The 24,812-nt window shown below is 69.3% G+C and carries 26 protein-coding genes; 14 read left to right on the top strand and 12 right to left on the bottom strand.

The window, feature by feature from the left end; translation table 11 throughout:
* Positions 1-19: 19 nt before the first annotated feature.
* Positions 20-205, bottom strand: a complete 186-nt coding sequence (locus AB0L64_RS05915) for a DUF5703 family protein (protein ID WP_130385444.1) — start codon at positions 203-205, stop codon at positions 20-22.
* Between the two features lie 22 nt (positions 206-227).
* On the bottom strand, positions 228-1,169 hold the full coding sequence (locus AB0L64_RS05910) for an aldo/keto reductase (protein ID WP_355480620.1): 942 nt from the start codon (positions 1,167-1,169) through the stop codon (positions 228-230).
* A gap of 51 nt (positions 1,170-1,220) precedes the next feature.
* Between AB0L64_RS05910 and AB0L64_RS05905 the strand changes: the two genes are divergently transcribed.
* Complete coding sequence (locus AB0L64_RS05905) at positions 1,221-2,282, top strand: LLM class F420-dependent oxidoreductase (protein WP_363708187.1); 1,062 nt, start codon at positions 1,221-1,223, stop codon at positions 2,280-2,282.
* A complete protein-coding gene (locus tag AB0L64_RS05900) occupies positions 2,282-3,109 on the top strand; it encodes an undecaprenyl-diphosphate phosphatase (protein WP_363708185.1) in 828 nt (275 codons plus the stop codon). The genes AB0L64_RS05905 and AB0L64_RS05900 overlap by 1 nt, the downstream gene beginning before the upstream one ends.
* 7 nt (positions 3,110-3,116) lie before the next feature.
* Here AB0L64_RS05900 and AB0L64_RS05895 read toward each other — a convergent pair whose 3' ends face one another.
* Positions 3,117-4,097 carry a magnesium and cobalt transport protein CorA gene (locus tag AB0L64_RS05895; protein WP_363708183.1) on the bottom strand — a complete coding sequence of 327 codons (981 nt, stop codon included), beginning with the start codon at positions 4,095-4,097 and terminating at the stop codon, positions 3,117-3,119.
* A gap of 61 nt (positions 4,098-4,158) precedes the next feature.
* Here AB0L64_RS05895 and AB0L64_RS05890 point away from each other — a divergent pair, with 61 nt between their 5' ends.
* The 3 genes from AB0L64_RS05890 to AB0L64_RS05880 are packed head-to-tail and all read left to right on the top strand — an operon-like array spanning position 4,159 to position 6,244.
* Positions 4,159-4,854, top strand: a complete 696-nt coding sequence (locus tag AB0L64_RS05890) for a histidine phosphatase family protein (protein ID WP_363708181.1) — start codon at positions 4,159-4,161, stop codon at positions 4,852-4,854.
* A gap of 12 nt (positions 4,855-4,866) precedes the next feature.
* Positions 4,867-5,442, top strand: a complete 576-nt coding sequence (locus AB0L64_RS05885; RefSeq protein ID WP_363708179.1) for a DUF3090 family protein — start codon at positions 4,867-4,869, stop codon at positions 5,440-5,442.
* A 7-nt stretch (positions 5,443-5,449) separates the two neighbouring features.
* Positions 5,450-6,244: an SCO1664 family protein gene (locus tag AB0L64_RS05880; RefSeq protein WP_363708177.1), complete on the top strand. Its 795-nt coding sequence runs from the start codon at positions 5,450-5,452 to the stop codon at positions 6,242-6,244.
* Here the strand turns inward: AB0L64_RS05880 and AB0L64_RS05875 are convergent.
* Positions 6,241-6,939: a DUF6882 domain-containing protein gene (locus AB0L64_RS05875; protein WP_363708175.1), complete on the bottom strand. Its 699-nt coding sequence runs from the start codon at positions 6,937-6,939 to the stop codon at positions 6,241-6,243. The two genes, AB0L64_RS05880 and AB0L64_RS05875, sit on opposite strands and share 4 nt — an antisense overlap.
* Positions 6,940-7,042: 103 nt before the next feature.
* Between AB0L64_RS05875 and mshC the strand changes: the two genes are divergently transcribed.
* On the top strand, positions 7,043-8,263 hold the full coding sequence (gene mshC, locus AB0L64_RS05870) for a cysteine--1-D-myo-inosityl 2-amino-2-deoxy-alpha-D-glucopyranoside ligase (protein WP_363708173.1): 1,221 nt from the start codon (positions 7,043-7,045) through the stop codon (positions 8,261-8,263).
* A gap of 14 nt (positions 8,264-8,277) precedes the next feature.
* Here mshC and AB0L64_RS05865 read toward each other — a convergent pair whose 3' ends face one another.
* The 3 genes from AB0L64_RS05865 to AB0L64_RS05855 form a co-directional block, all read right to left on the bottom strand.
* Positions 8,278-9,183 carry a hypothetical protein gene (locus tag AB0L64_RS05865; RefSeq protein ID WP_363708171.1) on the bottom strand — a complete coding sequence of 302 codons (906 nt, stop codon included), beginning with the start codon at positions 9,181-9,183 and terminating at the stop codon, positions 8,278-8,280.
* A 9-nt stretch (positions 9,184-9,192) separates the two neighbouring features.
* Positions 9,193-9,966, bottom strand: a complete 774-nt coding sequence (locus AB0L64_RS05860; protein WP_363708169.1) for a L,D-transpeptidase — start codon at positions 9,964-9,966, stop codon at positions 9,193-9,195.
* Between the two features lie 100 nt (positions 9,967-10,066).
* Positions 10,067-10,906: a polysaccharide deacetylase family protein gene (locus tag AB0L64_RS05855; RefSeq protein ID WP_363708167.1), complete on the bottom strand. Its 840-nt coding sequence runs from the start codon at positions 10,904-10,906 to the stop codon at positions 10,067-10,069.
* Positions 10,907-10,959: 53 nt separating this feature from the next.
* Between AB0L64_RS05855 and AB0L64_RS05850 the strand changes: the two genes are divergently transcribed.
* Positions 10,960-11,322, top strand: coding sequence for a MerR family transcriptional regulator (locus tag AB0L64_RS05850; RefSeq protein WP_355692412.1), 363 nt, complete (start codon positions 10,960-10,962; stop codon positions 11,320-11,322).
* Positions 11,323-11,326: 4 nt separating this feature from the next.
* Here the strand turns inward: AB0L64_RS05850 and AB0L64_RS05845 are convergent, their stop codons facing one another.
* On the bottom strand, positions 11,327-12,175 hold the full coding sequence (locus AB0L64_RS05845) for a PAC2 family protein (protein WP_363708164.1): 849 nt from the start codon (positions 12,173-12,175) through the stop codon (positions 11,327-11,329).
* A gap of 156 nt (positions 12,176-12,331) precedes the next feature.
* On the opposite strand from AB0L64_RS05845, the gene AB0L64_RS05840 reads away from it, so the two are divergent.
* The 7 genes from AB0L64_RS05840 (at position 12,332) to AB0L64_RS05810 (ending at position 20,966) form a co-directional block, all read left to right on the top strand.
* Positions 12,332-12,985, top strand: a complete 654-nt coding sequence (locus AB0L64_RS05840; protein WP_363708162.1) for an HAD family phosphatase — start codon at positions 12,332-12,334, stop codon at positions 12,983-12,985.
* 67 nt (positions 12,986-13,052) lie between these two features.
* Positions 13,053-14,618: an ABC transporter substrate-binding protein gene (locus tag AB0L64_RS05835; RefSeq protein WP_363708160.1), complete on the top strand. Its 1,566-nt coding sequence runs from the start codon at positions 13,053-13,055 to the stop codon at positions 14,616-14,618.
* Between the two features lie 248 nt (positions 14,619-14,866).
* Positions 14,867-15,859 carry an ABC transporter permease gene (locus tag AB0L64_RS05830; protein ID WP_363708158.1) on the top strand — a complete coding sequence of 331 codons (993 nt, stop codon included), beginning with the start codon at positions 14,867-14,869 and terminating at the stop codon, positions 15,857-15,859.
* A 57-nt stretch (positions 15,860-15,916) separates the two neighbouring features.
* Positions 15,917-17,695: an ABC transporter substrate-binding protein gene (locus AB0L64_RS05825; protein WP_363708156.1), complete on the top strand. Its 1,779-nt coding sequence runs from the start codon at positions 15,917-15,919 to the stop codon at positions 17,693-17,695.
* A 99-nt stretch (positions 17,696-17,794) separates the two neighbouring features.
* On the top strand, positions 17,795-18,808 hold the full coding sequence (locus AB0L64_RS05820) for an ABC transporter permease (protein WP_363708154.1): 1,014 nt from the start codon (positions 17,795-17,797) through the stop codon (positions 18,806-18,808).
* Between the two features lie 50 nt (positions 18,809-18,858).
* Positions 18,859-19,887: an ABC transporter ATP-binding protein gene (locus AB0L64_RS05815; protein WP_363709793.1), complete on the top strand. Its 1,029-nt coding sequence runs from the start codon at positions 18,859-18,861 to the stop codon at positions 19,885-19,887.
* Between the two features lie 56 nt (positions 19,888-19,943).
* Complete coding sequence (locus AB0L64_RS05810) at positions 19,944-20,966, top strand: dipeptide ABC transporter ATP-binding protein (protein ID WP_363708152.1); 1,023 nt, start codon at positions 19,944-19,946, stop codon at positions 20,964-20,966.
* An 8-nt stretch (positions 20,967-20,974) separates the two neighbouring features.
* On the opposite strand, the gene AB0L64_RS05805 is transcribed toward AB0L64_RS05810, so the two are convergent.
* The 4 genes from AB0L64_RS05805 to AB0L64_RS05790 are packed head-to-tail and all read right to left on the bottom strand — an operon-like array spanning position 20,975 to position 24,728.
* Entirely contained in the window at positions 20,975-22,144 is a 1,170-nt protein-coding gene (locus AB0L64_RS05805) for a hypothetical protein (RefSeq protein ID WP_363708150.1), read from the bottom strand.
* Entirely contained in the window at positions 22,141-22,641 is a 501-nt protein-coding gene (locus AB0L64_RS05800) for a SigE family RNA polymerase sigma factor (protein WP_363708148.1), read from the bottom strand. Before AB0L64_RS05800 ends, AB0L64_RS05805 begins: the two co-directional genes overlap by 4 nt.
* Before the next feature lie 18 nt (positions 22,642-22,659).
* Complete coding sequence (locus AB0L64_RS05795; RefSeq protein WP_363708146.1) at positions 22,660-23,448, bottom strand: SGNH/GDSL hydrolase family protein; 789 nt, start codon at positions 23,446-23,448, stop codon at positions 22,660-22,662.
* Positions 23,445-24,728, bottom strand: coding sequence for an alpha/beta hydrolase-fold protein (locus AB0L64_RS05790; RefSeq protein ID WP_363708144.1), 1,284 nt, complete (start codon positions 24,726-24,728; stop codon positions 23,445-23,447). Before AB0L64_RS05790 ends, AB0L64_RS05795 begins: the two co-directional genes overlap by 4 nt.
* Positions 24,729-24,812 lie beyond the last annotated feature (84 nt).

Raw genomic sequence — 24,812 nt, 5'->3', positions numbered from 1 at the left:
CCCGGACTTTCCGGGCCGGTCAGAGGGTCCGCATCACGCGGATGATGCGGCGGCGCAACCAGACGCGCCGCGATCCGTCCGGGTAGCGCCGGAGCCTGGCCAGCTCCCACCCGCCGTACTCCGCGTGCTCGGTGAGCAGCTTGCGCACCGCACCGCGCGACTCCGTCCTGGACACCTCGAACTGCTGCAGTTCGTATTCGGCCATCCGCACCTCCAGTACTACGCCCTCAGGAAACATCCTCCAGTGCCGCGACGATGGCGGGCGGCAATGTGAGCTCCTCCACACCCAGAACCGACTTCAGTTGCAGTGCCGTCCGGGCCCCGACTATCGCCGCCGACACCCCCGGCCGGTCCCGCACCCAGGTGAGCGCCACCTCGAGCGGGGTCCAGCCGAGCCCGTCGGCGGCTCGTGCGACCGCTTCCACGATGCCCGAAGCCCGGGCGTCGAGATAGGGGTCGACGAATCTGGACAGATGTTGGGACGCCGCGCGGGAGTCCGCCGGGATGCCCGTGCGATACTTCCCGGTCAGCACACCGCGGCCGAGCGGGGACCAGGCGAGGACCCCGATCCCGAGGCCGGCGGCGGCGCGCAGGGCGTCCACCTCGGCGTCGCGGGCGAGCAGCGAGTACTCGACCTGGTTGCTGACCGGCACCGCGCGCCCCGGCCAGGCCTGCTGCCAGGTGACCGCGCGGGCCGACTTCCAGCCGGCGTAGTTCGACACGCCGACATACCGCACCTTGCCGGAGCTGACGGCGTGATCGAGCGCCGACAGCGTCTCCTCCAGCGGCACGTCGTCGGACCAGGTGTGCAGCTGCCAGAGGTCGATGTGGTCGACCTTCATCCGCCGCAGCGAGCCCTCGAGATCGCGCAGCAGCGCGCCTCGGGAGGTGTCGGTGATCCGCTCGCCCCGGCGGACGCTGAACCCGGCCTTGGTCGCGATCACCAGGTCGTCGCGGTCCACCACGTCGCCGAGCAGCGACCCGATCAGCAGCTCGCTGTCGCCGTCGCCGTACGCCGCCGCGGTGTCGATCAGCGTGCCGCCCGCGGACACGAACGCGGCGAGCTGCTCGCGCGCCTCGTGCTCGTCGGTGTCCCGGCCCCACGACATGGTGCCCAGGCCGAGCCTGCTCACCGCCAGGCCACTGTGACCGAGATAGCGCTGCTGCATGCACCGAGCCTATTGCGAGCCACCGACAACGGCTCGCTAGGCTCGCCAGTCATGCGACTCGGACTGAACATCGGCTTCGTCTACGGCGGCGACGACCATCTGGACCACCTGAGGCTGGTGAAGGAGGCCGAGGCACTCGGATTCTCGGTCACCTGGGCCGCGGAGGCGTACGGCTCGGACGCCGCCACGCTGCTCAGCTGGATCGCCGCCCAGACCACCACGATCGACGTCGGCGCGGCCGTGTTCCAGATCCCGGCCCGGACGCCGGCGATGACCGCGATGACCGCGGCCACCCTCGACCGGCTGTCGAACGGCCGGTTCCGGCTCGGCCTCGGCGTGTCCGGGCCGCAGGTGTCGGAGGGCTGGCACGGCGTCCGGTTTTCTCAGCCTCTGCTCAGGACCCGTGAGTACGTTGACATCGTGAACGCGGCCCTGCGGCGCGAGACGGTGGTGTACGGGGGGAAGTACTTCACCCTCCCGCTGCCCGACGGGCCGGGCAAGGCGCTGAAACTGACCGTGCGGCCGATCCGCGACCACGTGCCGGTGTACCTGGCCGCGGTCGGCCCGAAGAACCTCGAGCTGGCCGGCGAGATCGCCGACGGCTGGCTCGGGATCCTCAACGACCCAGGCTTCCTTGGAGAGCAGTTGGCGCACATCAGGACGGGCCGTGCCGCCCGTCAGAACCGTCAGGAGGACCTCGACGGGTTCGACGTCGTGGTCACCACCCCGCTGATGACCGGGGACGACATCCAGGCCGCCGCCGACCCGGTCCGCGGGTACGCCGCGCTGTACGTCGGCGGCATGGGCAGCCGGGAGAAGAACTTCTACAACGCGCTCGCGGTGCGGATGGGGTACGCCGACGAGGCGAAGGAGATCCAGGACCTGTACCTGGCCAAGAAGCACCGCGAGGCGATGGCCGCCGTACCGTTCGGCTTCCTGGACTCGATCTCGCTGCTCGGCGGCAAGGAGCGGATCGCCGAGAAGCTCACGGCGTACGCCGAGGCGGGCGCGACGACCGTGTCGCTGACGCCGTTCGCGCCGACCGTCGAGCAGCGGATCGCCGACCTGCGGACCGCCGCGGAGGCGCTGGAACTGTCCGGAGCCGGCCACTGATGACGATCTGGGACTCCATCATCCTCGGCATCGTCGAGGGGCTGACCGAATTCCTCCCGGTCTCCAGCACCGGGCACCTGACCATCGTCGCGAAGATGCTCGGGCTGAAGATCGACGACCCGTCGATCACCGGGTTCACCGCGGTGATCCAGATCGGCGCGATCGCGGCCGTGGTGCTCTACTTCCTGCAGGACATCCGGCGGATCGCCGTCGCCTGGGTCCGCGGGTTGGTCAAGCCCGAACACCGCGGCGAGTTCGACCACCGGATGGGCTGGTACGTGATCGTCGGTTCGACGCCGATCGTGATCGTCGGCTTCCTGGGCCGGGACCTGATCTCGGGGCCGCTGCGCAGCCTCTGGTGGGTGGCCGGCGCACTGATCGGCTGGGCGATCGTGATGGTCGCGGCCGAGCGGCTCGGCTCCAAGTCGAGACCACTCACCCGGATCACGATGGTCGACGCGATCGTGATGGGTGTCGTCCAGTGCCTCGCGCTGATCCCCGGCGTGTCCCGCTCCGGGGCGACGATCTCGGCCGGCCTGTTCCGCGGCCTCGACCGGGTCGCCGCCACGCGGGTCTCCTTCCTGCTCGGCATTCCGGCCCTGGTCGGCGCGGGCATCTACGAGCTGAAGGACGCCCTCAGCGGCGACGTCGGCGCCGTCCCGCTGATCGTCGGCACGATCGTCAGCTTCGTCGTCGCCTACGCGTCGGTCGCCTGGCTGCTCCGCTTCGTCGCGAAACACTCGATCGAGGTCTTCGCCTTCTACCGCGTCCTCCTCGGCATCGTCCTGATCATCCTCCTGGCCACCAGCACGATCACCGCGACCTAGGCGCTAGCTAGAGCCAGCCGACCTTTCGGAAGAAGCGGTACATGGTGAAGCAGACGAGGGCCATCAGGAGGAGGACGGCGTAGTAGCCGAAGTGCCAGCGGAGTTCGGGCATGTTGTCGAAGTTCATGCCGTAGATGCCGGCCAGCATCGTCGGTACGGCGGCGATGGCGACCCAGGCGGAGATCTTGCGCATGTCGTCGTTCTGCTGGACCGAGACGCGGGCGAGGTGCGCGTTGAGGGCGGACGTGAGCAGGGTGTCGATCGCCTCGGCCTGGTCGGAGACCCGGCTGAGGTGGTCGGCGACGTCGCGGAAGAACGGGCCGGCCTTCGGACCGAGTCCGCCGCCGCCGTGCGCGAACTGCTCCATCGGCTCCCGCAGCGGGTCGATCGCGCGGCGCATCTCGAGCACCTCGCGCTTCAGCCGGTAGATCCGCTCCGCGTCGCTGGTGCGCTCGGGGGAGAACACCGAGCTCTCGATCTCGTCGACGTCGATCTCGACCTGCTCGGCGACCCGCTCGTAGTCGTCGACGATCGCGTCCGAGACCGCCCAGAGCACCGCGGCCGGGCCGTGCCCGAGCATCGAGGCCCGCTCCTCGAGCTCGTGCCGGGTGGTGGCCAGTTCGCCGCCTTTCCCGTGCCGCACGGTCACGACGTACCGCGGTCCGACGAAGGCGGTCACCTGCCCGGTCTCGACGGCGTCGCCCTCGTCGACGTACCAGAGCGTCCGCAGGACGACGAGCAGCGTGTCGCCGAACCGCTCGACCTTCGGGCGCTGGTGGAGCTGCAGCGCGTCCTCGACCGCGAGATCGTGCAGGCCGAACAGCCGCTGCACCCGCGCCATCTCGGCGTCCGACGGCTCGTGCAAGCCGATCCAGCCGAAGCTGCCGGCCCGGCCGTCGGTGTCCTTGATGGCGTCGGCAACGGTCTCGGGATCCTTGGGCAGGTCCTGCCGTTCCCCCTCGGCGTACACCCCGCAGTCCACGATCACGTCACCATCATGGCATCGGGTACGGCGTCAGGACTTGCGCGGACGGGATAACGTGCACTCCATGCCCACCGTGATCCTGGTTCGCCACGGTCGTAGCTCCGCGAACACGTCCGGCACGCTGGCGGGCCGGACGCCCGGCGTGAAGCTGGACGATACCGGCGTCCAGCAGGCCGCGGCGGTCGCGCAGCGGCTCGCCGAGCTGCCACTGGCCGCGATCGTCACCTCCCCGCTCGAGCGCTGCAAGCAGACCGCGGCCGCGATCGCGAAGCAGCACAACGGGTTGCGTCCGGCAACGGATCGCCGGCTGACCGAGTGCGGGTACGGCGACTGGACCGGACAGAAGATCGCGACGCTGGCGAAGGACCCGCTGTGGGCGGTCGTGCAGCAGCACCCGTCCGCGGTCACGTTCCCGGGCGGCGAGTCGATGCGGGCGATGCAGCAGCGTGCGGTCGACGCCGTCCGCGGGCACGACGCGGAGCTGGCCAAAAGCCACGGTGACAACGCGATCTGGGTCGCGGTCTCGCACGGCGACGTGATCAAGGCGATCGTCGCGGACGCGCTCGGTCAGCACCTGGACACGTTCCAGCGGATCGTCGTGGACACCGCGTCGACCACGATCATCACCTACACCAAGACCCGCCCGTTCCTGGTCCGGCTGAACGATTCCGGCAGTGAACTGGCTTCGCTGGTCCCTAAGCCGTCAGCGAAAGGCAAGCCCAAGAAGCAGTCCTCGGACGCTGTGGTCGGTGGACGGTAATAGGGTCTGGGTATGGCGCGAGTTGTGCACTCCTACGACGACCCCGAGCGGTTCGTCGCCGGCACCGTGGGCGAACCCGGTGCGAGGACGTTCTTCCTGCAGGCCCGGGCCGGGCACCGGCTCACCTCGGTGGCGTGCGAGAAGGAACAGGTGATGGCCCTCGCCGAGCGGCTGGACGTGATGCTGGACGAGGTTGCGCGGCGGTTCGACCGCGACCCGGTCACGCAGACCGCGGTCGACGACACCGCGCCGCTCGAGCAGCCGATCGAGGAGGAGTTCCGGGCCGGCACCATGACGCTGGCCTGGGAGGCCGACGCAGAGCGGGTCGTGATCGAGGTCTTCGCGGTCGTCACCGGCGACCAGGCGGACCTGGAGGAGACGGACCCGGTGGCCGCGGCGATGGAGTCCGAGGACGCCGAGGTGTTCGTCGTCCGGATCACCGAGGAGCAGGCCCGGGCGTTCGCCCGCCGGGCGGTCGCGCTGGTCGCGTCCGGGCGGCCGAGCTGCCCGTTCTGCGGGCGGCCGATCGACGCCGACGGTCACATCTGCCCGCGGGCCAACGGCTACCGCAGGCACCTGCCGGAATGACGCCACGATGAGCGCCGACCCGGAGCTGCTCGCCCTCGGGGAGCTGTCGTTGCACGGCCGCCTGGTCGCGGCCTCGAACGGCACCTACCAGGGCTCGGTCAGCCTGGCCGGCGACACCGCAACGGTGGTCTACAAGCCGGTTGAGGGGGAGCGGCCGCTGTGGGACTTCCCGGACGGCACGCTCGCCCAGCGCGAGTTCGCGGCGTACGTCGTGTCCGAGGCGCTCGGCTGGTCGATCGTGCCGCCGACGCTGCTGCGCGACGGGCCGCTAGGCGAAGGCATGGTCCAGCTGTGGATCGACGAGGCCGAGCTCGGCGCGGGGGAGACCGAGCTGGTCGACATCGTGCCGCAGGGCCGCGTCCCTGACGGCTGGGTGGGTGTCCTGGACGCGCTCGACGGCCGCCACAACCCGGTCACGCTCGTGCACGCCGACACCGACGCGTTGCGGCGGATGGCGGTGTTCGATGCCGTGGTCAACAATGCCGACCGCAAGGGCGGCCACGTGCTGAACCCGGGCGACGGGCGCGTGTTCGGCGTGGACCACGGCGTCACGTTCAACGCCGACGACAAGCTCCGTACGGTCCTTTGGGGCTGGGCCGGTGAGCCGATCCCGGCGGACGTGCTGGACGACGTCCGGCGGCTGGCGGATCAGCTGGCCGGCGGTCTCGGGCAGCAACTGTGCGAGCTCGTCACCGCCGTCGAGCTGACCGCGACCCGGGAGCGCTGCTCGACCCTGCTCAAGTCCGGAACTTTCCCGTACCCGAGCGAGGACTGGCCGGCGATCCCCTGGCCGGCCTTCTAGGACCGCGGCTGCACGCTGATGTTGCCGATCCGGCCGAGGTCGTCGAACTCGACCACGACCGGCCCGCCGTCCGGCGCCGTGCCGCGGATCGCGTCCGCGCTCTCGTCGTACCGCAGGCCGAAGTGCTGCAGGTAGCCGCGGACGATCTGGCGGTGGTCGGCGGGGAAGACGCTGACCGCGGTCATCAGCAGCCGCGGCGTGGCGATCGCGTCGAAGTCGGCCCGCGGCAGTTGCTCGTCGGCGACGTGCAGGTACACGTGCCCGCGACCCTCGTTGATCGCCGTCGACCAGACTCCGCGGCCGCCGAGCACCGACCCGGCGGCGATCGCCAGCGTGATCGCCGCCTGTGCGGGCTGCTCGAACCCGCCGAGGTCCGGGCTGTCGGTGGTGAACTCGGAGATCCCGTGCCGCTCGCCGAACTCGCGGATCGCGAGCGTCGGCGCGACCGCGGGCGCGTCCGGGCCGAACCCCGGGTTCGCCCAGCCCCACAGCCAGGTCCGGTCGAGCTCCGAGAAGCTCCCGAGCAGGGAGATCCCGCCCAGTACGCCGCGCTCGCTGCTGAGCGTGCGTGCGTCCAGGTCGGCCTCCAGCGAGTCCGGTCCGACCACGTCGTTGAACAGGTCCTGCTGCTGGATCGCGGCGGCGGCGATCCAGCCGCCGTACGCCTGGAGCTCGGGACTGAAGTCTGCACTCATCGTTCGGCGAGATTAGCGGCCGCCGGGGTGCACGTCGCCGTCCGGACCACGGAATGGAACCGTGTCGCGTCATTGAAAATCGGACTGGCATAAGCTCCGACACATGCAGGCGTGGACGAAACCAGACATCCCGGTCGTACCGGGCCCGGCCCGGCGGCTACGCCTCTACGACACCGCGTCGCGCGGCCTGGTCGAGGTCCCGCCGGGCGGCGGCGGGACGGCCCGGATGTACGTGTGCGGCATCACGCCGTACGACGCGACGCACATGGGCCACGCGGCGACGTACGTCACGTTCGACCTGATCAACCGGCTGTGGCGCGACGCCGGGTACGACGTCTCGTACACGCAGAACATCACCGACGTCGACGACCCGCTGCTGGAGCGCGCGACCGCGACCGGTGTCGAGTGGACCGACCTCGCGGCGCAGGAGATCCAGCTGTTCCGCGACGACATGACCGCGCTGCGGGTGATCCCGCCGCAGCACTACATCGGCGTGGTCGAGTCGATCGACCTGGTCGCGAGCGCGGTCGAGGACCTGCGCCGCGCGGACGCGGTCTACTCCGTCGACGGCGACCTGTACTTCGCGGTGAAGGCGGACCCGGCGTTCGGCAGTGTGTCGAACTACGACCGCGAGACGATGCGCGAGCTGTTCGCGGAGCGCGGCGGCGACCCGGACCGCGAGGGCAAGCAGGACCCGCTCGACAGCTTGCTGTGGCGGCACGAGCGGCCGGGGGAGCCGGCGTGGGACTCCGCGCTCGGCCGCGGCCGGCCGGGGTGGCACGTCGAGTGTTCGGCGATCGCGCTGAAGTACCTCGGCATGACGTTCGACGTCCAGGGCGGGGGGTCGGACCTGATCTTCCCGCACCACGAGATGTCCGCGAGCGGGGCGCAGGTCGCGACGCGGGAGTACCCGTTCGCGCGGGCGTACGTGCACCAGGCGATGGTCGGGCTGGACGGCGAGAAGATGTCGAAGTCCAAGGGCAATCTGGTGCTGGTGTCGAAGGAGCGGACGGCCGGCGCTGATCCGATGGCGATCCGGTTGGCGCTGCTGACGCACCACTACCGCACGGACTGGTTCTGGACCGCGTCGGATCTGACGGATGCGCAGGCGCGGCTGGACGTGTGGCGGGGGGCGATCGGGCGTGGCTCTGGGCCGGACGGGGCGGCTGCGGTTGACGCCGTACGGGAGGCGCTCACCAACGACTTGGACACCGCCGGTGCGTTGGCAGCTGTCGACGCATGGGCCGAGAGCGAGGGCGAGGACCATGAGGCCCCCGCCCTCATCGCTCAGGCCTGTGATGCCTTACTGGGCGTGAAGCTCTAGCCAAGGGGCTGCTGTCAGCCGGTGACCGGGTGGTGGGTCTTGACCGGTGTCGGGACGGGGGCCGCCGGCGGGGTGTTGACCTGCGCCGGGGCCTCGACCGGCGGGCTCGGCTTCGGGGTGGGCTTGGGCTTCGCGGCGGGCGTGGCGCAGGTGGCCGAGGCGAGCGTGATGACCTCGGTCCCGCCGCCGAGGTCGATGCTCAGGCCCGTCACCGTGAACGCGCCGTCGGAGTGCTTGCCCTGACTGTTGACCTTGATGGTCGCCAGCGGGTTCGACGGCAGCGACGCGCCCTGCTTGGTGCTCGGCGCCTTGATGGTGCGGCCGAGCAGCGTCAGCGAGCCGATGTCGACGCCGCCGGTGTCACCGGAGCACCAGACGTTCAGCGAGTCGATGCCGAGCAGCGACTTCGGCGGGTTCAGCAGCAGGTTGCACAGGTCCGGCAGGTTCTTCACCGGCAGGTCCTTGGTGCTCAGCTGCGGCAGCGGCAGGCCGAGGTCGGGCAGCGCGATGTCCGGGATCGGCAGGTTGTCGGCGCCGGTCGTCGGCAGCGATGTGCACTGGTTCTTCAGCTCCGCCGGGATGGTCACCTGGCTGAGGATGTCCGGGCCGACGACGATGTCGAACAGCTCGACCGAGGCCGAGTCGTTGCCCGCGGTCGCCGTACCGGCCCGGACCGAGAGCAGCGGGTTCTTCGGGAGCTCGAGCGCGGACGTCGTGTGCCGCTTGCCGTCGAGCGACTCGGCGTACGGCGTCTTCGGGATCGGCACCTGGCCTTCGGCGCTCACGGCGTACGCCGAGGACGGGCGGGCCGCCGCGTTGCCGACGGGGGCGCTCGCGACCAGGCTGAACGTCACGACGCCCGCCACGGCCGCGGCCGTCAGCACGGTCGGCGTCAGACGCCCCCTCAATGGTCGTCGCATCGGATCTCCTTATTTGCTGTCGATCAGGACGAGCGTCCCGAGCGGAACCTTCTGCAGATGGGCCAGTGCGGTGCGCGGCACCCGGACGCAGCCGGCGCTGATGGCGGCCCCAAACACCTGCGGATCGGGCCAGCCGTGGATCGCGACCGTACCAGGTCCGCCACCGAACGTGTCCAAGGTGGGACTGTGCGCACCCAGCGGCAGCACGATCGGCGAGGCGGAGCGTTTGTGGTCGATGATCGAGCCGAGCAGGAACGTCCGGCCGGGCGGCGTCGGCGTCTTCTGCGCGCCGACCCCGGCCTTCCAGCTGCCGAGGCTCTTGTCGTTCAGGAACAGTTCGAGCCTCCGCGAGCTGGTGTGCACGCGGATCAGGTACGACGAGGTGGCCCGGTCGAGGTCGTCGTCCCGGAGCCAGCCGGTGGACCGGTTCGGCTTGGAGGGGAGCAGGACGCGGACCCAGCCGTCGGTCTGCTCCACCACCGGCAGCCAGGTCGGCCCGAACTGGGTCGGGCCGATCTTGCCGAAAGCGTCCGCGTCCGGGGCGCTGTAGAGCGCGGCCTCGGTCCGCGGGTGCACGACCAGACCGGTGGTGCCGGCGTACGGCTCGCCGTCCAGGGGTGCGGTGGTGATGGTCGTGGCGGTCGTCGAAGCGGTCAGCGTGGTGAGGTCGACGGTCTCGTGCTTCTTGTTGCCGAGGATGCCGACGGTGGCGACCACGCCGAGGAGCACGAGCACGGCCAGCGCCGGGACCGAGCTACCGCCCCGCTCGTCGCGCCTGCGCATGTCGTTGCTCCCCGTGCTTGCGGTGACGGCGGACCGTCACCCCCCAGTTGTCCGGTCGAGAATAAACCCGTTGGTAACAACGGTCCACACCCCGCTGTGGTTACGCCGCCGCGTAGTGCGCGGCGATCTCGTCGCTGGTGGTCATCCAGACGTCGGGCTGCGCGGCGATGTACCGGAGCGCGAGGTCCAGGTACTTCGCCCGGAACGGCTGCCCGATGACGAACGGGTGCAGCGCGAGAGCCATCACCCGCCCGGTGTCCGCGGATTCGTCGCGCAGGACGTCGTACTGGTCCTTCACCATCTGCAGGAAGTCCGGGCCGCTGAGGCCGCGGAGGAACAGGCCGAGGTCGTTGAGCTCCACGGTGTACGGCACGCTGAGCATGCCGGGGACGTTGAGGCGGTACGGCTGGTCGTCGTTGGTCCAGTCGAGGACGTACTGGTAGCCGAGCTCGGAGAGCAGTTGCGGCGTGTTGTGCGTCTCGGTCAGGGCGGGGCCCATCCAGCCCTTGGGGCGCTGACCGGTGGCGGTCTCGATGGTGTCGGTGATCTCGGTGAGGACGCGTCGCTCCTCGTCGGCCTCGTATCCGGTGTGCAGGACCGTGTTGGTCCGGCCGTGGGCGAGCCAGGCCCAGTCGCGTTCGACGCCGGCCTTGACGATCTGCGGATTGTGCTCGGCGACGTCGGAGTTGACCAGGGCGCTCGCGCGGACGCCGTACCGGTCGAGGATGTCGATGGTGCGCCAGATCCCGACCCGGGCGCCGTACTCCCGCCAGCCGTGGTTGAGCGGATCGGGATCGAGGTCGAGCGGCCAGATGCTCGTGGACGGCTTGCCGGGGAGGAAGTGCTCGATGTTGAGGCCGACGTAAAATGCGACGCGCTTGCCGTCGGGCCAGATCAGGCGGGGCCGGGAGGGGAGCGGGCTGTAGTCGTAGAGCGTCATACCGGGACGGTAGAGTCTGACATCAGTGTCAGGTTCAAGTCCCGGAGGTGGCCGTGCGGATCGGGGAGCTGGCCGACCGGACCGGGGTGAGCGTGCGGTCGCTGCGGTACTACGAGGCGCAGGGGCTGCTCGTCTCGGAGCGGACGGCGGGCGGACAGCGTGAGTACGCCGAGCGCGCCGTCGACCGGGTGATCCTGATCCAGGAGCTGTTCGCGGCCGGGCTGCACAGCAAGAAGATCGCGCAGCTGTTGCCGTGTATGCGCGACCCCGACGGCGGCCCGAACGAGCGGGCCACGCCGGAGCTGGTCGTCGAGCTGACCGCCGAGCGGGATCGCATCGACCGGATGATCGCCGACCTGGCCACGTCCCGGGCCGTGCTCGACGACGTGATCGCCACCGCGGCCCGGGAGCTCTAGCCCGCTACTCGCCCGGCCGGTTCTTGTTGCGGCGCTTGAGGTAGCGCTCGAACTCGGCGGCGATCGCCTCGCCGGTGGCCTCCGGCAGGTCGGCGGTGTCGCGCTGCTCCTCGAGCGAGTGGACGTACTCCGCGACCTCGGGGTCCTCCTCGCTGAGCTCGTCCGCGCCGCGCTGCCAGGCCCGTGCGAGCTCGGGCAGCTCACCTTCGGGGATGGCCAGGTCCAGGAGCTCCTCGATCTTGCTGAGCAGCGCCAGCGACGCCTTCGGGCACGGCGTCCCCGCGATGTAGTGCGGGATCGCGGACCAGATCGACACCGCCGGGACGCCGAGCGTCGTACACAGGTCGGCGAACACGCCGGTGATCCCGGTCGGGCCCTCGTACGTCGACGGCTCCAGGCTCCAGGCCGCGGTCAGCTCCTCGTCGGACGAGGTCGCCGAGACCGGGATCGGCCGGGTGTGCGGGGAGTCCGCGAGCAGGGCGCCGAGCACGACGACGAGCTGCGCGTTCGACTCGTCGACGATCTCCAGCAGCTCCCGGGAGAACGCTCGCCAGCGCATGTTCGGCTCGACGCCGCGGATCAGCAGCACGTCGCGGCCGGTGTCCTCCGGACGGGCCAGGTAGATCCGCGTGGTCGGCCAGGTGAGCTGCCGGCCGCCGTCCTCGTCGATGCTGACCCGGGGCCGGTTCACCTGGTAGTCGTAGTAGTCCTCGGGGTCGATCGCCGTGACGAGCTCCGCGTCCCACTCGTCGATCAGGTGGTCGACCGCTCCGGTGGCCGCCTCGGCCGCGTCGTTCCAGCCCTCGAACGCGGCGATCACGACCGGGTCCCTCAGGTTCGCGAGGTCAACCACTCGCAGGCCCCCTGTCGTCTCTGTAGCCAATCGGACTGCCAGCCTACGTGCTCGGCCGCTCAGGTGTGCCCGGTTTCACCCCAGGCGGAACGTGTCGTGCCCGACCAGGGAGAATGGAGGGGACCTGATCGTGGAGACGACGTAGAGGAGCGGTAGTTGCCGGCCCTGCAAGCGGTGCTGTGGGACATGGACGGGACGTTGGTCGACTCCGAGAAGGTCTGGGCGGAGGTGCAGCTCGAGCTGCTGGCCGGGCTCGGCGCGACCTGGACGATCGAGGACTGCCTGACCTTGATCGGGAGCGACCTGCGGGACGCCGTCCAGGTGTGGATGGCGCGGATCCCGGAGGGGGTGATCACCGCCGACGAGCTGGCCGACCGGATGTTCTCGGAGGTGGTCGAGGCGCTCCGGCGGGAAGTCAGCTTCCAGCCGGGCGCCCTGGAGCTGCTGCAGGCGCTGCGCAAGGAAGAGGTGCCGTGCGCGCTGGTGTCGGCGTCGTACCGGAGCATGATCGACGCGGTCCTCGGCCACCTGCCGCCGGACCCGTTCGACGTGATCGTCGCGGGTGACGAGGTGACGCTGGGCAAGCCGCACCCGGAGCCGTACCTGACCGGTGCCGCCAGGCTCGGCGTGGACCCGGCGAACTGCGTGGTGATCGAGGACTCGATGACCGGCACGCAGGCCGGGACGGCGGCCGGCATGTACGTGGTCGCCGTGCCGCAGTGGGTGACGATCCCGGACGCGCCGCGCCGGCTCGTGGTCAAGTCGCTGGAGCCGCTGACTCCGGAATCCTTGCGGGCGCTGCTCCGTTGACCAGCTAACGTCACTTGAGCCCATCGGGGGCGTTGTTTCGGGTAACGGGCTGGGGAAAGGTGAGACGGTGAGCGAGTGGGTGCGCCGGGTGTCGGCGGCCGTGGCAGTGGGTGCCCTCGGGGTGTCCCTTGCTGCCTGCGGTGAGCCGGACGACAACGCCCCGCACCCGGGGGAGCCGACGCCGAAGCTGATGCTGCTCCGGCTCGCGACCACCGACACGATCGCGTCCCTGGACCCGGCGGGCCGGTACGACGTCGGCGCGCGGACCGTCCAGGCGAACCTGTACCAGACGCTGCTGACGATCCTGCCGGACAAGCCGACCCCGGTCCCGGACGCCGCCGACTGTCAGTTCGACTCCCCGACGACGTACACGTGCAGCCTGAAGGAGCACCTGACCTTCCCGAACGGGCACGAGCTGACGTCGTCGGACGTGAAGTTCAGCTTCGACCGGCTGGCCCGGCTGAAGACGCCCGGGGGAGCGGCCGCGCTGTTCTCCTCGGTGAAGTCGGTGAGTACGCCGGACGAGCTGACCGCGGTCTTCAACCTGACCAGCCCGGACGCCCGCCTGCCGTACCTGCTGACCACCACCGCCGCGTCGATCGTGGACGAGGAGACCTACCCGGCGAACAAGCTGCTCGACACCAAGGCGATGGGCAGCGGGCCGTACCAGCTGTCGAAGTACGCGCCGGGGACCGAGATCACGCTGACGAAGTTCGCCGGCTACCGCGGACCGCGGGCAGCGCAGAACGACGGCGTCACGATCAGCCTGCTGAAGGACTCGAACGCGCTGTACCAGGCGGTGACCACCGGGAAGACGGACCTAGCGTTCCACGGTTTCGGCCCCGGCCCGCTGGACAAGCTGCGCAAGTCCGACCAAGTGCAGATCGCCGACAAGGGCTCGGCGGAGATCCGGCTGTACGCGTTCCAGATGAAGTCGCTGCTGGCCCGCAAGCCGGCGGTCCGGCGGGCGGTCGCGCAGCTGATCGACCGCCAGGCGATCGCGAAGAAGGCGTACGGCGACCGCGTTTCGCCGCTGTACTCGGTGGTGCCGCCCGGTTACGGCGGGCAGGCCGACGCGTTCAAGACGCAGTACAAGCAGCCGAACAAGGCGGCCGCCGCGACGATCCTCAGAGAGGCGAACATCGCCGCGCCGGTGCCGCTGACCGTCGGCTGGACGCCGTCGCAGTACGGCGTCGGCGCGAAGGCCGAGGTGCTCGAGCTGAAGCGGCAACTCGAGGCGTCGGGGTTGTTCCGGGTGACGTTGCGCGGTGCGGAGTGGCCGCAGTACCAGCAGGCGACGAAAGCCGGGGCGTACGACCTGTACCAGACCGGGTGGACCCCGGCGTACCCGGACGCGGACGACTACCTGGCGCCGTTCGTCACCGACGTTCCGTTGCAGAACGGCTATCGGTCGGCGGCGGCCACGAAGCTGCTGCAGCAGGAACGCACCGAGCAGAACGGGCTGAAGCGCGACGATCTGATCGGGCAGCTACAAGGAGTGATCGCGCAGGACGTGCCGGTGATCCCGAGCTGGCAGGGCCTCGTCACGGTGGTCGCCGGCAAGGGCGTGGAGAACCTCGCGACAGCTCTCGACCCGTTGTCGTTCCTTTATCTTTCCGGTCTTCGACGGTGACTTCGGGCTGCCGCCCGGTGACACAAAAATGCCATGGCAGTAACGGTTCGCGAGGTCCTGGCGACCGTGGGTGCGACGCCGTGGTTTACTGCGGAAAGTCCACGATACGGGACGATTTCCTGACGATCACGATCGGGCAACGCAGCACTTTCCGCGTTTGACTCCGGGCTGTAATGGCGGCAGGTTAAGGCGGCAGCCATTCCGGATTTCGTTCCGGTTCATCCGAGCCAGGCAGGGGAACTCATCGCGTGAGCACGCCACTCGAGGTCGAGCCCGGTGCATCGTCGGCGCAGCCCGAGGCAATTCTCGAGGGTGCCGGGAAGATCGAGGGCCGGTCGCTCTGGCAGATCTCGTGGATGCGACTCAAGCGCGACAAGGTCGCGCTGGCCGGTGGCGCCTTCGTGCTGTTGCTGGTCGTGGTCGGCATCTTCGCGCCGCTGATCTGCAAGCTCGTCGGCGTCACGCCGAACGACTTCCACCAGGATCTGGTGGACCCGTCCCTGCAGACCCCGATCGGCAAGTTCGGCGGTATCAGCTGGGACCACCCGTTCGGGGTCGAGCCGGTGAACGGCCGGGACATCTTCGCGCGGATCGTGTACGGCGCCCGCATCTCGCTGCTGATCGCCTTCCTGGCGACCCTGGTGTCGGTGGTGATCGGCGTCGTGATGGGCGTCGTCGCGGGGTACTTCGGCGGCTGGGTGGACACGATCATCAGCCGGCTGATGGACATCTTCCTGGCCTTCCCGCTGGTGCTGTTCGCGCTGGCGCTGGTCGGCGCCATCCCGGACCAGCTGTTCGGGCTGAAGGGTGACACGCTGCGGGTCGCGCTGATCGTGTTCATCATCGGCTTCTTCAGCTGGCCGTACATCGGCCGGATCATCCGCGGCCAGACCCTGTCGCTGCGGGAACGGGAGTTCGTCGACGCGGCCCGCAGCCTCGGGGCCCGGCGTCCGTACATCCTGTTCACCGAACTGCTGCCGAACCTGATCGCGCCGATCCTGGTCTACGCGACCCTGCTGATCCCGACCAACGTCCTGTTCGAGGCCGCGCTGTCCTACCTGGGCGTCGGCGTCCGCCCGCCGACGGCGAGCTGGGGCGACATGCTCTCCGGCGCGGCGAACTGGTACCAGGTCGACCCGTGGTACATGATCCCGCCCGGTTTGGCGATCTTCGTCACCGTACTGGCGTTCAACCTGTTCGGCGACGGATTGCGAGACGCGCTCGACCCGCGGTCCCGGTAGGCGTTTCGCATCAACCAGGGAGCCTGGCTCTCGACAAATTAAGGGGTGCAACAAGAGATGAGATGGAATCGCATCACGACGGTTACCGCCGTCAGTGCGGCCGTCGCCTTGAGCCTGGTGGCCTGTGGGGGACCCAAGGCTTCCTCCGGAGGGTCTGGCGGCGGCAACAGCGCGGCGACGCCCGAATTCGACGCGGCGAACGGCAAGATCTTCAATCCGAGCGACAAAAAGGGCGGCACGCTCCGGATGGCGATCACCGAGAAGTGGGACTCCACGGACCCCGGTGACACCTACTACGGTCTGTCCTGGAACCTGGCCCGCAACTACGTCCGGCCGCTGATGGTCTTCAAGTCGGCGCCGGGCAAGGAGGGCGGCAAGGTCGTTCCGGACCTCGCCGAGGCCGCCGGGGTGCCGAGCGACAACGCCAAGACCTGGACCTACAAGATCCGCAAGGGCATCAAGTTCGAGGACGGCACCGAGGTCAAGGCCAAGGACGTCATGTACGGCGTCGCCCGGTCCCTCGACAAGGCGCTGCTGACGCAGGGCCCGACGTACTTCAACGACTTCCTGCTGGGCGTGCCGAAGGACTACAGCATCGCCAAGGACCCGCAGATGAAGCAGTTGGCGCAGGCGATGACGACGCCGGACGACTACACGATCGTCTTCCACCTGAACAAGACGTTCGCAGGCTTCGACTACTTCGCCCAGCTGCCGTCGACCGCGCCGGTCCCGCAGGCGAAGGACACCGGCACGAAGTACCAGCTGCACCCGATCGCGACCGGTCCGTACAAGTTCGAGTCGAACGACCCGAACAAGGGCTTCACGCTGGTCCGCAACGACCAGTACGACGCGTCGACCGACCCGGAGTCGGGCCGCAAGGCGCTGCCGGACAAGATCAACGTCGCCTACAACGTCAACGGCGCCGACATCGACAACCGGCTGATCGCCAACGACCTCGACGTCGACATCGCCGGTACCGGCGTGCAGGCCGAGACCCAGGCCAAGGTGCTGGCCGACCCGAAGCTGAAGGCGCACACCGACAGCGTGCTGTCGACCCGCCTGAACTTCACGGTGTTCAACAGCGACGTCAAGCCGTTCGACAACGTCAACTGCCGCAAGGCGGTCCTGTACGCCGCCGACCACGAGGGCTACCAGCGCGCGTACGGCGGTCCGTTCGGCGGTGACATCGCGACGAACCTGATGCCGCCGTCGGTCGCGGGCGCGGAGAAGTTCGACGACTACGGCTTCGAGCAGGACAAGAACGGCAACCCGGCGAAGGCGAAGGAAGCGCTGGCGGCGTGCGGCATGCCGAACGGCTTCAGCGCCAACATCACCTACCGTGCGGACCGGCCGAAGGAGAAGGCCGTTGCCGAGTCGCTGCAGCAGTCGCTCGCCAAGGTCGGCATCAAGCTGACGCCGAAGGGCTTCCCGACCGGTGACTACACCAAGCTGTACGCCGGCAAGCCGGACTACGCCAAGGCGAACAACCTCGGCATGATCGTCTACAGCTGGGGTGCTGACTGGCCGGACGGCTTCGGCTTCCTCAGCCAGATCGTGGACAGCCGTGTGATCCGGGCCTCCGGTGGTAACACCAACCTGGGCATCCGGATTCCGGAGGTCGACCAGCTGATCGACAAGGCGCTGGCGACCACCGACGACGCCGCGCGCAACAAGATCTGGGTGGACGTCGACAAGAAGGTCATGGAGCAGGCCGGCGTGCTGCCCGGTATCTGGGCCAAGGGCCTGCTGTACCGCCCGGACACGCTCGCGAACGTGTTCAGCAACGACGGTCAGAACATGTACGACTACGCGAGCATCGGTCTCGCGCAGAAGTAGTGCCGTAGTTGCCCTGACCAACAATCACCAAGCAGAGGTAGGTGAAGGCTGAGGGTGGTCGGTGATCCGCGATGATCACCGGCCACCACGCCGCGTACGGTGTTCGCATATCTTGTCCGCCGGGTGCTGGGAGCAGTGATCCTGCTCTTCGTCGTCACGGCCGTTACGTTCGCGATCTTCTTCCTGGTCCCGCGCATCGGCGGTGCCACCGCCGACGACCTGGCCGGCCGGTACGTCGGCAAGAGCGCCGGGCAGGAGCAGATCCACAACACGGCGGTCAAGCTCGGCTTCACCGATCCTCTCTACGTGCAGTACGGCCGCTTCGTGAAGGGCCTGGTGGTCGGCGCCGACTACAACTACGGCTCCGGAACCGAGCACTGCCCGGCGCCGTGCTTCGGCTACTCGTTCCTGACCCAGCAGCCGGTCTGGCCGGACCTGGTCGCGCGAATACCGGTGACGGCCTCGCTCGCGTTCGGGGCGGCCTTCATCTGGCTCGTCACCGGGGTCGGCACCGGCATCATCTCCGCCCTCAGACGGGGGTCGGTGCTGGACCGATCACTCATGTCGGTGGCGCTGGCCGGTGTTTCGCTGCCGATCTTCTTCACCGGCCTGCTGTCCCTGTCGATCTTCAGCTACGGACTCGGCTGGACCCAGCAGGGCGGTGTCAATCCACTCGACGAGACGAACCCGTTGTGGTGGGCGTACGACCTGATCCTGCCGTGGGTGACGTTGGCCTTCCTGTACGCCGCGGCGTACGCGCGACTCACCCGGGCCGGCATGCTCGAGACGATGAACGAGGACTTCGTCCGGACCGCCCGGGCCAAGGGCCTGACCGAACGGGACGTGGTGATGAAGCACGGCCTGCGGTCCGCGCTGACGCCGATCCTGACGATCTTCGGTCTGGACCTCGGGCTGCTGATGGGTGGTGCGATCCTCACCGAGACCACCTTCTCGCTGCCCGGTATCGGTCAGTACGCCGTCATCGCACTGCGCGCCAACGATCTGCCGAAGGTGCTCGGCGTGACGCTGGTCGCCGCGTTCTTCATCGTGCTGGCGAACCTGGTCGTTGACCTCCTGTACGCCGTCGTCGACCCGAGAGTGCGGATCTCGTGACCGAGCCGATCGAAGAAGTTCAAGACACAGCGCAGGACACCGTGCAGCGGGTGGAGCGCGGCGAGGCGTTCCTGGACGTCCGGGACCTGAAGGTGCACTTCCCGACCGACGACGGTCTGGTGAAGTCCGTGGACGGGATCTCGTTCAAGCTGGAGCGCGGCAAGACGCTCGGCATCGTCGGCGAGTCCGGCTCCGGCAAGAGCGTCACCAGCCTGTCGATCATGGGCCTGCACAAGCCGGGCGTCGCCAAGATCAGCGGGGAGATCTTCCTCGACGGCCAGGATCTGGTCTCGTCGAGCCGCGAAGAGGTCCGGCTGCTGCGCGGCAAGCGGATGGCGATGATCTTCCAGGACCCGCTGTCGGCGATGCACCCGTTCTACACGGTCGGCCACCAGATCGTGGAGGCGTACCGGGTGCACAACAAGGTCAGCAAGCAGGTCGCGCGCAAGCACGCGATCGAGATGCTCGACCGGGTCGGCATCCCGCAGCCCGACCGGCGCGTGGACGCGTACCCGCACCAGTTCTCCGGCGGCATGCGGCAGCGCGCGATGATCGCGATGGCGCTGTCCTGCGACCCGGACCTGCTGATCGCCGACGAGCCGACCACGGCGCTCGACGTGACCGTGCAGGCGCAGATCCTGGACCTGATCCGGGACCTGCAGCGTGAGTTCAACTCCGCCGTCGTCATCATCACCCACGACCTCGGCGTGGTCGCCGAGCTCGCCGACGACATCCAGGTGATGTACGCCGGGCGTGCGGTCGAGTACGGCACCGCCGAGGACATCTTCGACCGGCCGCAGCACCCGTACACCTGGGGTCTGCTCGGATCGATGCCGCGGATCGACCGGGAGCGCACCGAGCGGCTGATCCCGATCAAGGGCACGCCGCCGAGCCTGATCAACGTGCCGAAGGGCTGCGCGTTCAACCCGCGCTGCAACTACGCGCACCTGAACAACGGGCTCAGCGAGACCGAGCGGCCGGAGCTGCTCGACATCGGTGACGGCCACATGGTCGCCTGCCACCTCTCCCCGCAGAACCGCCGCAAGGCATGGGAGACCGACATCAAGCCGAAGCTGTGAACGGGACGACGACTGTGACTTCAACTGACGCCGAATCGACTCCTGCCGTCCCCAAGATGGGCGAGGAGCTGCTGCGGGTCGACGGCCTGGTCAAGCACTTCCCGATCCGCAAGGGCCTGCTGCAGCGCCAGGTCGGCGCCGTGCAGGCGGTCGACGGCCTGTCCTTCACCGTGACCCGCGGCGAGACGCTGTCGCTGGTCGGTGAGTCGGGCTGCGGCAAGACCACGACCGGCCGGCTGCTCACCCGGCTGGAGACGCCGACCGCGGGCAACATCGTGTTCGAGGGCCGCGACATCAGCAGCCTCGGCGAGGGGCGGATGCGTCCGCTGCGTCGCGACGTCCAGATGATCTTCCAGGACCCGTACGGTTCGCTGAACCCGAGGCACACGGTCGGCAAGATCGTCGGTGCGCCGTTCAAGCTGCAGAACGTGAAGACCGAGCACGGCGTGAAGAAGGCCGTGCAGGAGCTGCTCGAGCTGGTCGGCCTGAGCCCGGAGCACTACAACCGGTACCCGCACGAGTTTTCCGGCGGTCAGCGGCAGCGCATCGGGATCGCGCGCACGCTGGCGCTGCGGCCGAAGCTGATCGTCGCCGACGAGCCGGTGTCCGCGCTCGACGTGTCGATCCAGGCACAGGTGGTGAACCTGCTCGAGGACCTGCAGAACGAGTTCGACCTGACGTACGTGATGATCGCGCACGACCTGTCTGTCGTACGGCACGTGTCGGACCGGGTCGCGGTCATGTACCTCGGCAAGATCGTCGAGCTGGCCGACCGGGTCAGCCTGTACGAGAAGCCGATGCACCCGTACACGGTCGCACTGCTGTCCGCCGTGCCGGTGCCGGACACCAAGCGGAAGGGCAAGCAGGAGCGGATCCGGCTGCAGGGCGACGTGCCGAGCCCGATCAACCCGCCGCCGGCGTGCCGCTTCCACACCCGCTGCTGGAAGGCGCAGGAGATCTGCAAGACCGTCGAGCCGCCGCTGATCCAGCTCGGCCCGGGCCACCAGACCGCCTGCCACTTCCCGGAGAACGCCACCCCGGAGCAGGAGAAGACGGCGCAGGACGCCGCGAAGAGCTGAGCCTCGGCTCAGGCGAGGTCGATGATCGGTCGTCCGGTCGGCAGCGCGAACTCGGCTGTCCGCGGCGGGGTCGTCCGGAAGCCGTGCTCGGCGAAGCGGGACGCCACGACCTGCGCGGCGCCCGTTCGTGCATTGACGACGAGCAGGTCCACTGTGCCCATCCGCTCGCTGTGTTCGGCTGCGACGGTGCAGGTCTCGTTGTCGATCCATTGGCCGAAGTAGTAGCTGAAGTAGTTCGTGTTCGGCAGCTTGACCGGCTTGCCGGAGGTGGTGTCGACCAGGTTGAGGCCGGCCCACAAGGGCTGGATGCCTGGTCGTGCGTCGTCCGGCTGGGTGGCCAGGTACGCCGCTGTGGGCGACAGATACGCCTGCTGCCCGGTGAATCGGGCCGGCGCCTCGGCTGACACGGTCGCCGCGATTGCGAGGTTCACGGCGGGTGGCCGCTGGTCGATCGGTTGCTGGAACACGATCCGCCCGGCGACCACGTCGCGGACGACATTCGTCGGCACCCTCGCGAGCAGCTCACCCCGGTTCGCGCGGACGTCCCAGCGGTACGGGCCGTCGACCGTGTCGAAGTACGCCGTGGTGCCGTCGATCGCGATGACGCGTGAGCGGTGGACGAGGCTGGCGAACGCCGGGATCTTGTTGCCGGTCGGTGTGCGGACGAGTTCGCGGCCCGCGGCGACGTCGTACACGACCGTCTCGTTGTGGTCGTTGAACCCCTCGACCCAGCCGACCAGGCCGCCCTGGAAGTCCGCGGTGAGCTCCCAGCTGCTCTTGCCCAGACTCCTCACGCCGGCCCTGTCGGCCACGTGGATCGCGTTGGCCGCGTTCAGGAACACGAAACCGGTGTCGGTCTGGACGAACGCGGTGACCTTGTGCGGTGCCACCGAGATGATCTCGTCGCCGTAGTGGATGGTGTCGCCGAGCGCGTACGTCGCCCGGCGCTGTGTGAACGGCGCGGGCTTGGCCGGTTGGGGCTGGGTGTCGCGGGGACGGACGACGGTCGCGGTGCCGATCGTGACGGCGGCCGCGGCGACCGCGCCGCCGAGGGCGCCGAGTGCGCGCCGGCGGGTGATCCGATGGTTGCCTGCCGCCACGATGCCGTCCAGATCGAGCGGCGGTGGCGCACCGGCGTCGGCCCGTTCGTGGAGGGTGTCCCTGAGGAGGTCGTTCATTCGGTCATCCCTGCCTTCAGCACGACGTCGGAGCCCAGGCGGGTCCGGAGTTTCTTGAGCGCGTCGGAGACCTGGCTCTTCACGGTCCCGACGCTGCAGCCGAGGATCTCGGCGGTCTGTGGTTCGCTGAGGTCCTCGTAGTACCGCAGGACCAGGGCGGCTCGTTGCCGCGGCGGGAGGTTCTGCAGCTCCCGCCACAACCAGATCCGCGCGGTCGCGTCGTCCCCGGCCGTGGCGCGATCGGGTACGTCGTCGTTCGGCCGTTCCGCGCGCCAGGACTTCCGGCGCCACCAGCCGATCGCGGTGGTGGTGATCGCGCGGCGGGTGTAGGCCTCGGCGTTGCTCGGGTCGCGCAGGCGGTGCCAGCCGACGTACGTCTTGACCAGCGCTTCCTGGACGAGATCCTCGGCCAGGCCGCGGTCGCCGGTCAGCAGGTACGCGTACCGGAACAGCGCGCCATGCCTGCTGGTCGCGAACTCGGCGAACGCGTCGGCCATCTGGTTCCCCCTGGGTCTCTAACCTCCCTGACGTGGGGACGCGGGCAAAGGGTTGGGCGTTGCGGCCAGCAGAACCCGCGCGATCAGCGCATGACCGGTCGCGTCCGGATGATCGCCGTCGGAGGCGAGCAGCGCGGTGACGTCGGGGTTGTCCTCGAAGGGGGTGTAGATGTCGGCGTACGTCGCGTCGCCGGCGCGGGCCGCGGCGGCGATCGCGGCGTTCGTACGAACGGTGAGCTGGTCGCTGGCGATCCGGCCGCCCGGGGTGTACTGCCGTTCGGCCACCTCGCCGTCCTTGAAGACGTTCCAGTAGCCGGTCATCAGAACGGTGGTCGGCCGGCCGGCCCGGAGCGTGCGCACGCGGCTCAGGATCCGGCCGAGATTGGCGGTCAGCCGCTCGAACTCGTCCGCGACGCAGTCGCCCGCGCACTGTCCGCTGGTGACGTCGTCGTGGCGGTCGCCGAAGTCGTTCGCGCCGATCGTGAGGAGAACGACGTTCGCCGCGCCGACGGCCTGCGCGACACCGCGCTGGCCCAGTTGCTGCAGCAGCCCGGTGGAGTCGAGGCCGCCGACGCCGAGGTTGTCGACGGTCACCGCCGCGCCGGAGCGGTCCTCGAGCAGGTCGCCGTACAGCTGGGGGAACGGCGTGCAGTCGCAGTTGGAGCCGGACGTAACCGAGTCGCCGAGGGCAACCACCCGGACGTCGCCGCCGGTTCGCATCTCGCCGACCGTGTCCGCGCCGGAGATCACGCTGAGGAGCGCGACCACCAGCAGACCGGCGGCGAGCCGTCGCAGATTCTCGATCACGCCGGCCTCGGGTGGCTCCCTTCGTGCTGGGGGAGGGCGAGCTGGTTGACCAGCCACGGGTAGGCCGACGCGAAGGCCGGCGCGGCGAACTGCCAGACGTGGGTGCCGGGGGAGATCTCGACCCGCGACCAGATGCCGGCCTTGGCCGCGGCTCTGGACAGCTCCTCGGCCTCGTGCTGGTGGCGCAGCTCCTGGGTGCTGGTCAGGAACAGGCCGTCGACGTTCCTGTACTTGCCGTGGGCGCGCATCACGAGCAGCGGCTCGTTGGCCTTCTCGAGTGCCACGTTGCCGCCGTACAGGTCGTGCAGGCTGGCGGCCGGCGTGCTCGTGTACGGCGCGAGGTCGCCGGAGATGTCGACGAAGTGGTCGAAGACGTCGGGGTGCTCGACGACCAGGTCGATGGCGCAGGTACCGCCCATCGAGAACCCGGCGACCGCCCATCGCCGCGGATCACGGGACGCGCCGAACGTCTTCTCGACGTACCGCGGGATGTCCTGGTCCAGGTGGTCGGCGGAGTTCCCGCGCGGACCGTCCACGCATTCGGTGTCGTTGTCGAACCGCTCGGTCGCATCGGCGAACACCAGGATCGGCGCGTACCCGTGGTGGCGGTGCGCGTACGCGTCGGACACCTGGACGGCGTTGCCGAGCCGGACCCAGTCACCCGGGCCGCCCCGCTCGCCCCCGATCAGCTCGACGACCGGCAGCGCGGGCCGGTGCGCGCCGCGGAACCAGATCGGCGGCAGGTAGACCAGCTCCTGGCGGTGCTCGAAATGGCTGTACGTCGCCGGGATGTCCACCGCGACCAGCCGCCCCGCCGCCGGCATCTTGGTCGTACCGGCGTCCCGCGCGATCCCCGACATCGACACCTGACCCGGCAGCGGCGTGTTCGTCCAGTCGTTCACCGCGGAGTCGATCGTCGGGTAGTAGCCCACGAACTGGTTGATCCCGTTCGCACACACCACCCCCGCCAGCACCGCCGCCACCACCGCGGCCCCCCGCCGCCACCACCGCGCCGACCGCCACCCCGCCCCCAGCACGATCAAGGCCCCGACCGCGACCCCGAACCACAACCACACGACGAACGGCAACGGATCCGTCAGCCCCACCAGCTTCGCCCCCGGATAAGCCGCCACCAACGTCACCAACGCCGCCCCGACCCCCACCAATGGCACCACCCGCCGCCATCGCGAATCCCGCCACCCCACCGCAGCCACCACCACAACCCCGGCCACCACCTCCAGCACCACCGGAAACCATCCCCCGAGCAGCGACACACCCATCCGACCCTCCAACCGAGCAGACCCATCCCGCAGACGCCCGACCCCGGCGAATGGTTGGCACGCCCGCCGCCGGCTCTCTCAGCG

Origin of the sequence: Kribbella sp. NPDC051936 (assembly GCF_040680955.1) — a bacterium.
Lineage (GTDB): Bacteria > Actinomycetota > Actinomycetes > Propionibacteriales > Kribbellaceae > Kribbella.
Note: the sequence above shows the minus strand (reverse complement) of the source record. Positions and strands in the feature narration are given on the sequence as shown.

What these genes read in the sequence shown, in the direction of transcription:
- AB0L64_RS05915 (WP_130385444.1), bottom strand. Translation starts at nt 205, where the DNA reads ATGGCCGAATACGAACTGCAGCAGTTCGAGGTGTCCAGGACGGAGTCG.
- AB0L64_RS05910 (WP_355480620.1), bottom strand. Translation starts at nt 1,169, where the DNA reads ATGCAGCAGCGCTATCTCGGTCACAGTGGCCTGGCGGTGAGCAGGCTC.
- AB0L64_RS05905 (WP_363708187.1), top strand. Translation starts at nt 1,221, where the DNA reads ATGCGACTCGGACTGAACATCGGCTTCGTCTACGGCGGCGACGACCAT.
- AB0L64_RS05900 (WP_363708185.1), top strand. Translation starts at nt 2,282, where the DNA reads ATGACGATCTGGGACTCCATCATCCTCGGCATCGTCGAGGGGCTGACC.
- AB0L64_RS05890 (WP_363708181.1), top strand. Translation starts at nt 4,159, where the DNA reads ATGCCCACCGTGATCCTGGTTCGCCACGGTCGTAGCTCCGCGAACACG.
- AB0L64_RS05885 (WP_363708179.1), top strand. Translation starts at nt 4,867, where the DNA reads ATGGCGCGAGTTGTGCACTCCTACGACGACCCCGAGCGGTTCGTCGCC.
- AB0L64_RS05880 (WP_363708177.1), top strand. Translation starts at nt 5,450, where the DNA reads ATGAGCGCCGACCCGGAGCTGCTCGCCCTCGGGGAGCTGTCGTTGCAC.
- AB0L64_RS05875 (WP_363708175.1), bottom strand. Translation starts at nt 6,939, where the DNA reads ATGAGTGCAGACTTCAGTCCCGAGCTCCAGGCGTACGGCGGCTGGATC.
- mshC (WP_363708173.1), top strand. Translation starts at nt 7,043, where the DNA reads ATGCAGGCGTGGACGAAACCAGACATCCCGGTCGTACCGGGCCCGGCC.
- AB0L64_RS05865 (WP_363708171.1), bottom strand. Translation starts at nt 9,183, where the DNA reads ATGCGACGACCATTGAGGGGGCGTCTGACGCCGACCGTGCTGACGGCC.
- AB0L64_RS05860 (WP_363708169.1), bottom strand. Translation starts at nt 9,966, where the DNA reads ATGCGCAGGCGCGACGAGCGGGGCGGTAGCTCGGTCCCGGCGCTGGCC.
- AB0L64_RS05855 (WP_363708167.1), bottom strand. Translation starts at nt 10,906, where the DNA reads ATGACGCTCTACGACTACAGCCCGCTCCCCTCCCGGCCCCGCCTGATC.
- AB0L64_RS05825 (WP_363708156.1), top strand. Translation starts at nt 15,917, where the DNA reads ATGAGATGGAATCGCATCACGACGGTTACCGCCGTCAGTGCGGCCGTC.
- AB0L64_RS05810 (WP_363708152.1), top strand. Translation starts at nt 19,944, where the DNA reads ATGGGCGAGGAGCTGCTGCGGGTCGACGGCCTGGTCAAGCACTTCCCG.
- AB0L64_RS05805 (WP_363708150.1), bottom strand. Translation starts at nt 22,144, where the DNA reads ATGAACGACCTCCTCAGGGACACCCTCCACGAACGGGCCGACGCCGGT.
- AB0L64_RS05800 (WP_363708148.1), bottom strand. Translation starts at nt 22,641, where the DNA reads ATGGCCGACGCGTTCGCCGAGTTCGCGACCAGCAGGCATGGCGCGCTG.
- AB0L64_RS05790 (WP_363708144.1), bottom strand. Translation starts at nt 24,728, where the DNA reads ATGGGTGTGTCGCTGCTCGGGGGATGGTTTCCGGTGGTGCTGGAGGTG.